12 protein-coding genes and 1 tRNA gene are annotated in these 12,589 nt (G+C 73.8%); 7 read left to right on the top strand and 6 right to left on the bottom strand.

The genetic code is table 11. From position 1 onward, the window contains the following. Both KIK08_RS15890 and KIK08_RS15885 read left to right on the top strand, forming a co-directional pair. Entirely contained in the window at nucleotides 1-531 is a 531-nt protein-coding gene (locus KIK08_RS15890; RefSeq protein WP_214403926.1) for an FtsB family cell division protein, read from the top strand. Beyond that, a complete protein-coding gene (locus KIK08_RS15885) occupies nucleotides 528-1,028 on the top strand; it encodes a DUF501 domain-containing protein (protein ID WP_214403925.1) in 501 nt (166 codons plus the stop codon). Before KIK08_RS15890 ends, KIK08_RS15885 begins: the two co-directional genes overlap by 4 nt. Here the strand turns inward: KIK08_RS15885 and KIK08_RS15880 are convergent. Then, entirely contained in the window at nucleotides 1,006-2,610 is a 1,605-nt protein-coding gene (locus KIK08_RS15880) for an acyl-CoA dehydrogenase family protein (RefSeq protein ID WP_308257669.1), read from the bottom strand. The two genes, KIK08_RS15885 and KIK08_RS15880, sit on opposite strands and share 23 nt — an antisense overlap. Before the next feature lie 377 nt (nucleotides 2,611-2,987). On the opposite strand from KIK08_RS15880, the gene KIK08_RS15875 reads away from it, so the two are divergent. Continuing rightward, nucleotides 2,988-3,938, top strand: a complete 951-nt coding sequence (locus tag KIK08_RS15875) for a Ppx/GppA phosphatase family protein (RefSeq protein WP_214403924.1) — start codon at nucleotides 2,988-2,990, stop codon at nucleotides 3,936-3,938. 118 nt (nucleotides 3,939-4,056) lie between these two features. On the opposite strand, the gene KIK08_RS15870 is transcribed toward KIK08_RS15875, so the two are convergent. Next, the gene (locus KIK08_RS15870; RefSeq protein ID WP_214403923.1) at nucleotides 4,057-5,367 is read right to left on the bottom strand and encodes an HNH endonuclease signature motif containing protein; all 1,311 of its coding nucleotides are present in this window, start codon (nucleotides 5,365-5,367) and stop codon (nucleotides 4,057-4,059) included. Nucleotides 5,368-5,695: 328 nt separating this feature from the next. Beyond that, nucleotides 5,696-7,159, bottom strand: a complete 1,464-nt coding sequence (locus KIK08_RS15865) for a S10 family peptidase (RefSeq protein WP_214403922.1) — start codon at nucleotides 7,157-7,159, stop codon at nucleotides 5,696-5,698. On the opposite strand from KIK08_RS15865, the gene KIK08_RS15860 reads away from it, so the two are divergent. From KIK08_RS15860 to KIK08_RS15850, 3 genes are all read left to right on the top strand, one after another. Then, nucleotides 7,158-7,856, top strand: coding sequence for a uracil-DNA glycosylase (locus KIK08_RS15860; protein ID WP_214403943.1), 699 nt, complete (start codon nucleotides 7,158-7,160; stop codon nucleotides 7,854-7,856). The two genes, KIK08_RS15865 and KIK08_RS15860, sit on opposite strands and share 2 nt — an antisense overlap. A gap of 63 nt (nucleotides 7,857-7,919) precedes the next feature. Then, nucleotides 7,920-9,338, top strand: a complete 1,419-nt coding sequence (locus tag KIK08_RS15855) for an NAD(P)/FAD-dependent oxidoreductase (protein WP_214403921.1) — start codon at nucleotides 7,920-7,922, stop codon at nucleotides 9,336-9,338. Between the two features lie 221 nt (nucleotides 9,339-9,559). Beyond that, nucleotides 9,560-9,633: transfer RNA gene (locus KIK08_RS15850), tRNA-Leu, on the top strand. A gap of 393 nt (nucleotides 9,634-10,026) precedes the next feature. Here KIK08_RS15850 and KIK08_RS15845 read toward each other — a convergent pair. Both KIK08_RS15845 and KIK08_RS15840 read right to left on the bottom strand, forming a co-directional pair. Then, nucleotides 10,027-10,425, bottom strand: coding sequence for a tetratricopeptide repeat protein (locus KIK08_RS15845; RefSeq protein ID WP_214403920.1), 399 nt, complete (start codon nucleotides 10,423-10,425; stop codon nucleotides 10,027-10,029). Nucleotides 10,426-10,566: 141 nt separating this feature from the next. Then, nucleotides 10,567-11,043, bottom strand: coding sequence for a MarR family winged helix-turn-helix transcriptional regulator (locus tag KIK08_RS15840; protein WP_214403919.1), 477 nt, complete (start codon nucleotides 11,041-11,043; stop codon nucleotides 10,567-10,569). A gap of 49 nt (nucleotides 11,044-11,092) precedes the next feature. Here KIK08_RS15840 and KIK08_RS15835 point away from each other — a divergent pair, with 49 nt between their 5' ends. Continuing rightward, on the top strand, nucleotides 11,093-11,935 hold the full coding sequence (locus KIK08_RS15835) for an alpha/beta fold hydrolase (RefSeq protein WP_214403918.1): 843 nt from the start codon (nucleotides 11,093-11,095) through the stop codon (nucleotides 11,933-11,935). 4 nt (nucleotides 11,936-11,939) lie between these two features. Here KIK08_RS15835 and KIK08_RS15830 read toward each other — a convergent pair. Further along, nucleotides 11,940-12,589, bottom strand: a 650-nt coding sequence (locus KIK08_RS15830) for a DUF6745 domain-containing protein (RefSeq protein WP_408004677.1), incomplete at its 5' end; no start/stop codon positions are given.

Genomic DNA, 12,589 nt, shown 5'->3' with positions numbered 1-12,589 from the left:
ATGGCCAACGAGGAGCGCGGTCGGGGGCGGATGCGGATGCGGCGCACGCCGCGTCCGCGCACCGACGGTGCCACGCCGACCGCCCGCCGCCGCACCCGTGAGCCGCGGGAGCCGCGGTTGGCGCGCACCCACCCGCGCGGCGTCGTGGCGGTCACCAGTGACCTGCTGGGGCTCTCCTCGGCGAAGCGGGCGGCGATCCTCGCGATGGTGGTGTGCGCGGTCGCGCTGACGGTGGCGGTGCCGCTGCGCAACTACGTGAGCCAGCGCCAGGAGCTGGCCGCGGTCGGCGAGCAGCAGCGCGTGCTGGCCGCCGAGGTCGCCCGGCTCACCGAGGAGCGGGCCCGGCTGGCCGACCCGGCCGAGGCCGCCGCCCAGGCCCGCAGCCGGCTGGGCTACGTCGAACCGGGCGAGGTGCCCTTCGTGGTGCAGCTGCCCGGGGCGGGGGAACCGCCGCCCGCACCCGAGGTCGGCAGCGGCCTCACCTGGTACCAGGCGCTCTGGCGCGACGTGAGTGGGGAACGACGAGGATGACCGGCATCGCACCGTCCGACGTCGCGGCGGTGACGGCCCAGCTGGGACGCCCCCCGCGGGCCGTGCGCGAGGTGGCGCACCGGTGCCCGTGCGGGCTGCCCTCCGTGGTGCAGACGGCGCCCCGCCTGGAGGACGGCACCCCCTTCCCGACGCTGTACTACCTGACGTGCTCGCGGCTGTGCTCCCGGATGAGCACGCTGGAGGCCGAGGGGCGCATGCGGGAGATGACCGAGCGCCTCGCCGCCGACCCGGGGCTCGCCGCAGCCTACGAGCGCGCCCACGAGGCCTACCTGGCCGAACGCGATGCCATCGAGCCGCTCGGCACCCGGGTGAGCGCGGGCGGCATGCCCGATCGGGTCAAGTGCCTGCACGTGCACGCCGCGCACGCGCTGGCCGCCGGGCCGGGCGTCAACCCGTTCGGCGACGAGGCGCTGGCCGAGGTCGGGGAGTGGTGGCGGGCGGGGCCGTGCGCGGTCAGCGGGCCGGCCGAGGGGTGACCCGCTCCAGCAGCGCCACCGTGTGCGCCTCGGCCGGCAGCGTGCCGATCGTGCGCCACGGCCCCTCCGGGGAGAACCGGGACGCGATGAAACCCGAGCCCACCTCGGACGGCGCGTGCCGCAGCAGCAGGCTGCCCTGCAGGCACAGCGCCACCATCTCGGCCAGCCGCCGGGCCCGGCGCTCCTCGCGCCCGCGCAGCTCGGCGTGCAGGTCCTGGATGCCCCGGTCGAACCAGCGGTCCAGGCCCTTGGCCGCCTCCACCTCGGCGAGCACCGCGTCCACCGGCCCGGAGCCGTGGTTGAGCGCGCGCAGCACGTCGAGCGCGGTGACGTTGCCCGAGCCCTCCCACACCGAGTTCAGCGGCGCCTCCCGGTACAGCCGGGGCATGCCGGAGTCCTCGATGTAGCCGTTGCCGCCCAGGCACTCCAGCGCCTCGGCGACCACCGTCGGCGTGCGCTTGCAGACCAGGTACTTCGCCGCCGGCAGGGCCAGCCGCAGCAGGTCGTGCTCGCCGCGGTCGACGGCCCCGGCCAACCGCATACCCAGCGCGGTGGCCGCCTCGGACTCCAGCGCCATGTCCGCGACGACCGTCTGCATCAGCGGCTTGTCGGCCAGCGCCGAGCCGAACGCGTGCCGGTGCGCGATGTGGTGGGTCGCCTCGCTGAGCGCGGCCCTGATCAGCGCGGACGAGCCGAGCACGCAGTCCAGCCGGGTCATCGAGACCATGTCGATGATCGTGCGGACGCCGCGGCCCTCCTCGCCGAGGCGCCAGCCGGTCGCGTCGGCGTACTCGATCTCGGCCGAGGCGTTGGACCGGTTGCCGAGCTTGTCCTTGAGCCGCTGCAGCCGGATGCCGTTGCGGGTGCCGTCGGGCAGGACGCGGGGCAGCACGAAGCAGGTGAGCCCGCCGGGGGCCTGGGCCAGGGTGAGGAACAGGTCGTTCATCGGGGCCGAGGTGAACCACTTGTGGCCGGTGATCCGGTAGGTGCCCTCGGCGGTGGGGGTGGCCCGGCTGCTGATGGCCCGCACGTCCGAGCCGCCCTGCTTCTCGGTCATCGACATGCCGGCCAGCAGGCCGGTCTTGCCGGCCGGCTCGACCAGCCCGAACTCGTAGGACAGCGAGAGCAGGCCCGGCTCGTACACCGCGGCCAGCTCCGGGTCGTGGCGCAGCGCCGGCACGGCCGCGTAGGACATCGAGATCGGGCAGCCGTGCCCGGCCTCCAGCTGGCTGGCCAGGTAGAACCCGGCCGCGCGGGCCACGTGCGCCCCGGTGCCCGGCTCCTGGCCCCAGGGCGCCCCGTGCAGCCCCCAGCCCACCGCGTTGGTCATCAGCCAGTGCCACGAGGGGTGGAACTCGACCTCGTCGATGCGGTGGCCGTAGCGGTCGTAGGTGTGCAGGACGGGCGGGTTCGTGTTGGCGAGGACGGCGTGCTCGCGGGCCTCCTCGGAGGTGACGAGGCGGGCCAGGTCGGCCAGGAACGGCAGCGCGCCCCCGGCTCCTTCCCGGCCGATGGCGTCGGTCAGGGCGGGGTCGCAGACCAGCGCGTCGTAGCCGGCCAGCGGTGGCGACTGGTTCTCCACGTCGTGGGTGTGCTGTCGGGCATCCCGGCCGGACGGGTAGGTGGGCTGGCCCGACGCGGCCGATCCGGCCGCTTGCCCGGTGCCGCCGCTGCCGCCGTTGCGGGTCTGCGCGAGCACCCCGGCGTCGTCCGACCGGGTGCTGCCATTGGCCGCGGGAGGGGTGTCCTGCGGGGTGCGGGCCCGCGGAACGGCCGTGTCCGGCGGGTCGGAGAGGGACGTCTCCTCCCGAGCGGTCCCCTGTCCCGGCAACTCGGCCACGGGCCGAGCGTATCCAGCGGAGCAACACGTGGCGGTGACGCGCGCCGTGCGGACGGGCGTCGGTACGGTGGCCGCGCACCGTCCGGACGGCCGATCCGGGCGCGCCGGAAGGGGCACGGATGTCGCGAGTGGGCGCCATCGACTGCGGGACCAACTCGATCCGCCTGCTGATCGCCGACGTGACCGAGGCCTACGGCGGCCTCGACCTGCGCGACCTGCACCGGGAGATGCGCATCGTGCGGCTGGGCCAGGGCGTCGACGCGACCGGCGAGTTCGCCCCCGAAGCCCTCGACCGCACCCGCGCCGCGCTCGTCGACTACGCGGTGGCGCTGCGCCGCAAGGGCGTCGACCGCGTCCGGATGACCGCGACCAGCGCCGCGCGCGATGCCGGCAACCGCGAGGAGTTCTTCGCGATGGTCCGCGAGACCATCGGCATCGACGCCGAGGTCATCACCGGCGAGGAGGAGGCGGCGCTGTCGTTCGTCGGCGCCGTCGGCGACCTCGACCCGGACGACGGGCCGTTCCTGGTCACCGACGTCGGCGGCGGCTCGACCGAGCTGGTCGTCGGCTCCCTGGTCGACGGCGAGGCCCGCGTGCAGGCCGCCTACTCGGCCGACATCGGCAGCGTCCGCATCACCGAGCGCTGCCTGGCCGGCGACCCCCCGACCGCCGACGAGGTGGCCGCGGCCCGCGAGGTCGTCGCCGGCGTCCTCGACGCCGCGTTCGCCGCCGTCCCGGTCGAGGACGTGCGCACGTGGGTCGGCGTGGCCGGCACGACCACCACCCTGTCCGCGGTCGCCCTGCGCCTGACCGAGTACGACCCGGCCGCCGTGCACCTGTCCCGGCTGACCGCCGACGACGTGCACCGCGTCAGCGCGGAGCTGCTCGGGATGAGCCGGGCCGAGCGCGGGATGCACGGCGCCATCCACCCCGGCCGCATCGACGTGATCGGCGGCGGCGGGCTGGTCGTCGACACCCTCGCCCGGGAGCTGGCGGCGCGGGCGGGCGTGCGTGAGATGGTGGTCAGCGAGCACGACATCCTGGACGGTATTGCGCGGTCCATCGCCTGACTTGTGGGTTGCTTGAGGGGCCTCCGGCGTTTGAGGGCCTCCGGCGGCGCCTTCGCGGCGGGCGACCTCTGATCGAGCAGGGGCTCCGAGGGATTCGTGGGCGCCAGCGCCCCACAACTCAGTGACCGGCATGGGTGAGCCTCCGAACGGGCTCGGCCTGAATCGGGCACGGTGAATCCGGATCCGGGGTGATTCTCGGATGCCGGCGTGGTGTGCGATTTGCATCGACCCAGGCGGGAGGGATGAACTCCGGTAGTCCGTCGGTCGCGATTCTCACCGTCCAGACGGTGGCATGGATTTCGCGGTGATGCAGCCGGCACAGCATGACCAGGTTGTCGACCCGGGTGGCTCCGCCTTGGGACCATTCGCGGATGTGGTGGATCTCCGACCAGCTCGGTGGTCGGTCACATCCGGGGTGGGCGCATCCGCGGTCCCGGGCGGTGATCGCCTTGCGGATCGCCGGTGGGATGATCCGCTGGGTGCGTCCGACGTCGAGGGGTTTCCCGGTCCCGTTCATCACGATCGGGGTGACCGCGGCGTCGCAGCACAGCATCCGCAGCCCGGCCGGGTCGAGGTGGCCGCCGAAGTCCAGGCAGGCGGCCTGGGCCCGGTTCTCCAGATCGCTCAACTCGACGGTCAGCAGCAGGTGCGGGCGCCATCCGCCGGTGCTGGGCAGGGTCTTGTCGCCGTGGTCGGCGACGAACCCGCACACCTCGGCCAGCGCGTCCGCGGCCCGCTCCGGGCCGGTGCGCTGGTCTTCCGCGGTCCGCGGCGCGGCCTTGGCGTCGATCACGGCGGCGATCGACGCGAACCGGACGGGGTCTTCGATGATGCCGTGGATCTTCCCGCCGCCACCGGGTAGTGGGGTCAGGTGCAGTTCGTTGACCTGCACCGGCGCCCGATCCTCGTCGCCAGGTTCAGCGTCGTAGGCGTGCACCAGTTCGGTGCCGTACTTGGCCAGCTCGCGGGTGGTGCTGGTGCCGGCGGCGGCGGCGATCTGCTGCTCGATCCCGGCCCACGCACCAGCTGGAAGTCGCCGGGCCACGGCCGAGTCGGCGAGCTGGGCGGTCCGGTCGACCTGCTCCAGGCTCGCGGCCCCCGCGCGGAACGCGGTGGCCATCGCCGGCGAGGTCGCCGCGTCGAGGTGTTCGGCGACCCGCACGATCTCGCGCGCCCGCCCACGGTCCACCCCGAGCACGGAGGCCACGGCCGATTCCGGCCGGGCATGCCCGGCAGCGGCGAACGCCCCGCTGCGCCTGAGGTCGGCCACGATCTCGACCTGCACCTGCGACACCAGTCGGGACAGTTCCCGGGTGGCGGCGAGACCGGAGATCTTGTCCTGGTCGGATATCCCGGAACCGTTCTCGCGCAAACGCGCGGCAACCTCGCGGAGGAGGTCGCCGGCGGCGGCGAGTTCGGTCGGGATCATGTCTCCGATTCTACTCGCACAAACGTTCGGAGTCGAGGTTTTACGCAGCGGGACAACAAGCGAGTCTTCGCGCAAGCAAATGGTGTGTGCGCACGCAAAATGCGCCCCTCCCGGGGTACGGCCGGCAGCGCAACCACGCTATCGATAAACCCAACCGGACCACCGCACAACGAAAGAGGAGCTGCGAACTAGACGCGGACGTCTCGGCGAGTGCGAGATCGCGGTCAGAGTTGGACGAGGGGCGCTTTCGCCCGACGTGATTGGACGACACGCTCTCGTCCGGCGCCCCCGGCCCCCGGCCGCGGGCCTTCGGCGAGGAAGGGCTCGCTCACCGCGCTCGCACGAACTCCGCCAGGTCGGCGCTCTGCCGCACCCTGCTCGGCTCGTGCACGTACATCATGTGCCCGGCCTCGTAGTAGCGGACCTCGATGTTGTCCCGCAGCTCGTCGGGGATCGGCAGCCGGGCCAGCACGCTCTCCGCGGCGGAGTACGGCGTGGCCCCGTCGTGGTAGCCGCAGGCGACGTGCACCCGCAGGTGCGGGTTGGCGCGCATCGCCGCCGACAGCCGGCCCACGACCGACACCCCGCGCCCCTCGAACTCCTTGAACGACCAGGGGTGCACGCGGGAGGTGAGGATCTCGTAGGGCAGGTCGCTCTCGTAGCCGAGGGTGCCGCGCACGTGGGTGTGGACGGCCGCCGTGTAGGGGCCGGTGATGGCCGCGATCGACGGGTCGTAGCTGAGGACCTCGCCGGCGTCGTCGTCCTCCCAGCCGGTGAAGCGGCCGTCGATGCGGCCCACTGTGCGCCCTTCGTCGCGCAAGAGTTCGCGGAAGAAGCGCTGGTGCTCGGGGCGCAGCCGGACGCGGCGCAGGTAGTCGGTCGAGAGGCCGGTCAGTGCGGCGAGGCGGCTGAGGACGCGGTCGCGGTCGGTGTCGGGCAGCCGGTTGCCGCGGGCCAGCGCCCACGGGTACTCGCCGGCGGCGAAGTCCTCGGCGTCGGCGAGCACGTCGGGCAGTGCCCGGTCGCCCGCGCGGCCGTGGAAGTGGGCGATGGCCGCGTAGGTCGGCAGGAACAGGGCGTAGGGCTGGTCGTTGCCCTCGGTGAACCGGATGGTGGCCATGTCGAGCACGCTGGAGATCAGCATGAGGCCGTTGAGGTACATGCCGTGGCGGTCCTGCAGGTGCTCGGCCAGCGCGGCGGCGCGCAGCGTGCCGTAGGACTCCGCGGCGAGGTACTTGGGCGAGCCCCAGCGGTGGTTGCGGGTCACCCAGAGCCGGATGACCTCGCCGACGGACTCGACGTCGGGGGTGTAGCCGTGGAAGTCGGCGGGCTTGCCACCGGTGACGGCCCGCGAGTAGCCGGTCGAGACGGGGTCGACGAACAGCAGGTCGGAGTGGGCGAGGAGGGTCTCGGCGTTGTCGGTGAGGCCCCACGGCGGGCCGGTGAGCGCGCCCGCGTCGCCCATGACGACCCGGCGCGGGCCGAGCAGCCCCAGGTGCAGCCACACGCTCGACGAGCCGGGGCCGCCGTTGAAGGCGATGGTGAGCGGCCGGGTCGCCGGGTCGGCGCCGTCGAGGGTGTACGCGGTCACGAACACCTCGGCGTGCGGGCGGTGGCCCTCGAAGGTGCCGTCGGTGTGCTTCTCGTGGCGGAGCACGATCCGCCCGGCGGTGGCGGTGTAGCCGAGGTCGCCGTCGGGCGTGCGTAGCGTGTGGGACGTGGTGACGAGGTCGTCGACGGGGTCGTCGGAGGGGGAGTCGGTCTCGGGCGCGTCGTCGGGGTCCTCGCTCATCCCCGCGAGCCTAGGTCAGCTCGACGCCGAACTGGTCGACTGCCGCGCCTGCCCGCGGCTGGTGGCGTGGCGGGAGAAGGTCGCGGTGGAGAAGCGCGCCGCCTACCGGGACGAGGAGTACTGGGGCCGCCCGGTGCCCGGGATCGGCCCGGCGGACGCGAGGCTGCTGGTGGTCGGGCTGGCCCCGGCGGCGCACGGCGGCAACCGCACCGGCCGGATGTTCACCGGCGACCGCTCGGGCGACGTGCTCTACGCCGCGATGCACGCGGTGGGGCTGACCAACCAGCCGACGGCGGTGCACCGCGACGACGGGCTGGAGCTGTTCGGCACCCGGATCACCGCGCCGGTGCACTGCGCCCCGCCGGACAACAAGCCGACGCCGCAGGAGCGCGACACCTGCGGGCGCTGGTTGCGCGCCGAGGTCGCGCTGCTGGCCCCGCGGGCGGTCGTCGTGCTCGGGGGCTGGGGGTGGCAGGCGCTGCTGCCGGTGCTGGCCGACGCGGGGTGGGCCGTGCCCCGACCGCGGCCGCGCTTCGGCCACGGCGTCCGGTACGACCTGGACGGGGTCCGGGGGCCGCTCGCGCTGTTCGGTTGCTACCACGTCAGCCAGCAGAACACCTTCACCGGACGGCTCACACCCGCCATGCTGGAGGAGGTGCTGCGGAGGGCGGCGGAGGCGGCCGGCATTCCCTTCTGAATCGTCACAGACCTCACCCCCGGGAGGGAGGTGGGTCCTGACCGGAAGTGGGAACATAAAGGCATGGCAAACGCGAGGATCGTCGTGGTCGGCGGCGGCTACGTCGGCATGTACACGGCGCTGCGGCTGCAGAAGCGGCTGCGTCGCGGCGAGGCCGAGGTCACCGTGATCGACCCCCAGTCGCACATGACCTACCAACCCTTCCTGCCCGAGGCGGCGGCCGGCTCCATCGAGCCCCGGCACGTGGTGGTCCCGCTGCGCAAGGTGCTGCGCAAGTGCCAGCACCTCACCGGCCGGGTCACCGCCATCAGCCACGCCCGCCGCGAGGTCAGCGTCGAGCTGGCCGCCGGGCGCACCACCACCGTCGGCTACGACTACCTGGTCGTCGCCCCGGGTTCGGTGGCCCGCACGCTGCCGATCCCCGGCCTGGCCGAGCACGGCATCGCGTTCAAGACCGTCGGCGAGGCCATCTACCTGCGCAACCACGTGCTGTCCCGGCTCGACGCCGCGGCCACCACCCTCGACCCGGCGCTGCGCAGGCGGCTGCTGACCTTCCTGGTCGTCGGCGGCGGCTACGCGGGCATCGAGGCGCTCGCCGAGCTGGCCGACATGGCCCGCTACGCCAGCCGCTACTACGACACCATCAACCGCGAGGACATCCGCTGGGTGCTGGTCGAGGCGGCCAACCGGATCATGCCCGAGGTGGGCCCGAAGATGGGCCGCTACACCGTCGAGCGGCTGCTGGACGCCAACATCGAGGTCAACCTGGACACCCGGGTGAAGACGATGGAGGGCGGGCACGTCGAGCTCGACGACGGGCAGGCCTTCGACACCGACACCATCATCTGGACCGCCGGCGTCAAGCCCAACCCGATGCTGGAGCAGACCGACCTGCCGCGCGACTCCCGCGGCCGCGTCGAGTGCAGCGCGAAGCTCCAGGTCGAGGGCATGCCCGAGGTGTTCAGCGCGGGCGACTGCGCCTCGGTCCCCGACCTGTCCAAGGACGACCCGCAGGCCCGCACGAGCCCCTCGGCGCAGCACGCCGTGCGCCAGGCCAAGGTGCTCGCCGACAACGTGGTCGCGCACCTGCGCGGCAAGCCGCTGCAGGACTACAAGCACAGCTACGCGGGCTCGGTCGCCAGCCTGGGGCTCTACAAGGGCGTGGCCGAGATCTACGGCATCAAGCTGCGCGGCATCGTGGCCTGGTTCATGCACCGCACCTACCACGTGAGCCGGATGCCCACCTGGAACCGGCGCATCCGCATCCTGGTCGACTGGACCTCGGCGCTGTTCTTCGGCCGCGAGGTCGTGGCGCTCGGCCAGATCAACGACCCCCGCGCCGATTTCGACCGCGTGGCGCGCAACCGCCCGCCGGTCGACGCCGGCTCGGGGTCGGCCGTGGGCCCCGGGCCCGACACCGACCCGCGCCCGGTCGGTGCCGCCGCCGCGGAGCAGGGCAGCGGGACCGGCCGGACGGCCTGACCCGGCACCGGGCCGGCGTCCTCCCGGCCGGGAGGACGCCGGGCCCGTAGGTCACCGATCGTGGTCGCCGGCTCGGCCGTCAGGGGCGCCGTTCATCCTTCGGATGGCGGGATGGCCGCTTCGGGCCGCATGATTGTCGGGCTGGGCATCCGGCAAGTAGGCGGTCTCCCGCCATCGGGTTATCGCCTTGCCGGAGCGCGGTATTTGTACGCTGTTGCCGCGCCCCCGTAGCCCAACCGGCAGAGGCAGGCCCCTTAAAAGGGTCCCAGTGTGGGTTCGACTCCCACCGGGGGCACAGGTGGCGTGTCGTGGTGCTTCGCCGGCGCCGCGGGCGTCCGGAATCGTCGACGGTGCGCCCCGCGCCGATTCGTCGAGCGTCTTCCGGCGATATGGGATCCCCTTTTACGGTGTGCGGCCACCGCATTCCGAAGGGGGCGCGGCGACCCTTTCCCGGCCGGACGGCTCCGCAGGACGCGCAGGTCGTGGGCCTGGTCCAGGACCGATCCGCAGCGGGTCAAAGGTTGTTCGCCCAGGACAACTGTGTCGGTGGCGTCGGGTGTCGAGCGGTTGCTGTCCGCATCCGGGCTCGCCCACGACCGACCGGATGACGCGGTTCCGCGACGCCGTCCCGGCCGACGCCCGGTCGGTCGCGGAGGTGTACGGGGCGACCGGTCGGCGACCGCGGCCGTCAGCCCACGGTCTCGTGCCAGCGCCTGCGCCGCACGGCGGCCAGGTGCTCCTCGGCGATCAGCGTGTCCGGGTGCTGGGCGCCCAGCGTCTTCGACCGGCCCGCGATCACGGCCTCGTAGGCCCGTTCGGCGTCACCGAGGCGGTCGGCCAGCCGGTAGGCGAACGCGAGCCGCTGCTGGGCCTCCAGCGTCTGCTGGTCCTCGGCGCCGCGGGTGGCCCGCAGCCCGGCGAGCAGCCCCTCCAGCTGGGCGCTCGCCTCGTCGAAGCGGCGGGCCCTGCGGTACAGCGTGGCCAGCACGCTGCGCGCGGCCAGCGTGTCGGGGTGGTGGTCGCCGAGGCGCTCCCGGGCCCGGGCGAGCTCGTGCTCGGAGTCGTCGACGGTTGCGGACGGGTCCACGGGTGCTCCTCGCATCGGGCTGATCATCTATTCCCGGCACACGGGCGCAGCGGCACGGCGGTTCAGCGCAACATGATCTTGACGCCGGGTGCCGGAGCGGTGCAGCGGGAGTGGTCTATGGCGCGTGTCACGAGCGGTCGGTCAGTCGACGTCGACGTCGTCGAGCGCGACGAGCATCTGCCCGAGCACGCGGACGCAGGCCCGCACCTCGTCGTCGGTCAGGTCGCCGCCGACCTGGCGCAGCAGGTCGTGCTCGCGGGCGGTGACGGCGTCGATGGTCGCCCTCCCGGCATCGGTCAGTCGGGCCAGTCGGGAGCGGCGGTGGGCCGGGTTGTCGGTCAACTCGACGTGCCCCGCGGCCACCGCCTCGTTGACCATCCGCTGCACGAACTGCCGGCTCAGCGACTGGGCGCGGCCCATCTGCGGGACGGTCATCGGCCCGTTGCGCGCCAGCAGGTCGAGCACGGCGCGCACGCCGACCGAGATGCCCGAGACGGGGGCGTCGCGCTCGACGGCGCGCAGGACGCGGCGGTACAGCGGTCCGACGATCAGGTAGACCTCGGCGAGTCGGTCGGCGAGCGTGTCGGGGTCCAGCGGGGCGTGGGCCATGGGCGCCATCTTGGCACCCTGGTTGTCAATCTCGGACCACTATGACACCTTGGTTGTCATGAATACCTCGGAGCTGCACCGCGTCGAGGTCCCGGACGGACACCTCGCGTACCTCGACACCGGGTCCGGCGCCCCCGTCGTCCTGCTGCACGGCGGCACCCTCGACCACCGCATGTGGGACGGGCAGATCGGCCCGCTCGTCGCGGCCGGCCACCGCGTCATCGCCGTGGACGCGCGCGGTCACGGCGGATCGTCCACCGCGACGGCACCGTTCCGGCACTGCGACGACGTGGCCGTGCTGTTGCGCGCCCTCGACATCGGGCCGGTCGCGCTGGTGGGGGTGTCGATGGGCGCCTCGACCGTCCTCGACGTCGCCCTCGAACACCCCGAGCTGACCGGGGCGCTGGTGATCAGCGGGGCCGGAACCAGCGAGCCGGACTTCCGCGACCCGTGGATCCTGCGGATGCAGGCCGATTGGCGGCGCGCCGAGCGGGCCGCCGACGCCGAGGCGTGGATCGAGGCGTTCCTGCGGCTGGGTGCCGGCCCGCACCGCGACGCCGTCGCGGTCGACGACGAGGTCATGGCCCGCACCCGGCAGATGGCCGTCGACACCATCACCGCGCACGTCCCGACCGGCCCGGACGGCGTCCCGGTCGCACCCACCCTGCCGACGCCGGTCACCCGGACCTGGGAGCGGCTGCCAGGCGTGACCGCACCGCTGCTGGCGATCATCGGCGGCGTCGACTCCGACGACCACATCGCGATGGCCGAACGAGCGGCCCACCTCGTCGCCGACGGTCGCACGGCCACCGTGGGCGGGACGGCGCACTACCCGAACATGGAGCGCCCCGAGCTGTTCGACGCGATCCTGCTGCGGTTCCTCGCCGAGCACGCGCGTTGAGCGCTCACGTGCGCCGCTGCACCCCGGCGTACTCCTCCCGGTCGACGCCGTAGGTCCAGGCCGCGGCCGAGGTCGGGTCGGGGATGTCGGCGGGCACCGGCAGGCCGAAGCGCCGGTGCGTGCCGTCGCGGTCGGGCGAGCCGTTCTCGCAGATCAGCAGGCGCGCCCCGGCGCCGTGGATGCCGGCGGGCAGCTCGTAGAGGCGCAGCTCGCGGCCGGGGTTGCCGGGGTCCGGCTCGGCCGCGCCGACCTGGGGCAGCCCGGCCTCCACGACGAACCGCTCCCAGCCGCGCCGTTCCACGGCGCAGCGGCGCAGGTCGGCGTCGGGTTCGGCGAGGATCCGGGGCACCGCCCACCCGTCGCCCTCGACCAGGTCGGCGGGCACCGGCACGCCGTGCCAGGCGTGCACCTCGACGCCGTCGGCGTAGACCATCGCCGGGCCGTCGGAGGAGTGCAGCCGGCCGAGCCGGTCGTTGCGCAGCGCCGTGGGCCGCTCGGTGAGCACGACGGCGTCGGGCAGCGGCCACCACCAGCCGGCGCGGCGGACCGCCCGGTCCAGCGCCGCGAGGCGCTCGGGCACCGCCAGCCCGGCGGCGGCGAACGCCTGCCGGTGGCGGGCCAGCAGGTACGCCTCGGCCCACGGGTCGACGGCCT

Source organism: Pseudonocardia lacus, from assembly GCF_018531445.1.
GTDB lineage: Bacteria > Actinomycetota > Actinomycetes > Mycobacteriales > Pseudonocardiaceae > Pseudonocardia > Pseudonocardia lacus.
The sequence above is the reverse complement of the archived record's forward strand: the minus strand, read 5'-3'. Positions and strand labels throughout refer to the sequence as shown.

Bases quoted from the DNA above. Each gene is read 5' to 3' on its own strand.
- KIK08_RS15835 (WP_214403918.1), top strand. From the start codon at position 11,093: ATGAATACCTCGGAGCTGCACCGCGTCGAGGTCCCGGACGGACACCTC.
- KIK08_RS15890 (WP_214403926.1), top strand. From the start codon at position 1: ATGGCCAACGAGGAGCGCGGTCGGGGGCGGATGCGGATGCGGCGCACG.
- KIK08_RS15865 (WP_214403922.1), bottom strand. From the start codon at position 7,159: ATGAGCGAGGACCCCGACGACGCGCCCGAGACCGACTCCCCCTCCGAC.
- KIK08_RS15840 (WP_214403919.1), bottom strand. From the start codon at position 11,043: ATGGCGCCCATGGCCCACGCCCCGCTGGACCCCGACACGCTCGCCGAC.
- KIK08_RS15885 (WP_214403925.1), top strand. From the start codon at position 528: ATGACCGGCATCGCACCGTCCGACGTCGCGGCGGTGACGGCCCAGCTG.
- KIK08_RS15870 (WP_214403923.1), bottom strand. From the start codon at position 5,367: ATGATCCCGACCGAACTCGCCGCCGCCGGCGACCTCCTCCGCGAGGTT.
- KIK08_RS15875 (WP_214403924.1), top strand. From the start codon at position 2,988: ATGTCGCGAGTGGGCGCCATCGACTGCGGGACCAACTCGATCCGCCTG.
- KIK08_RS15855 (WP_214403921.1), top strand. From the start codon at position 7,920: ATGGCAAACGCGAGGATCGTCGTGGTCGGCGGCGGCTACGTCGGCATG.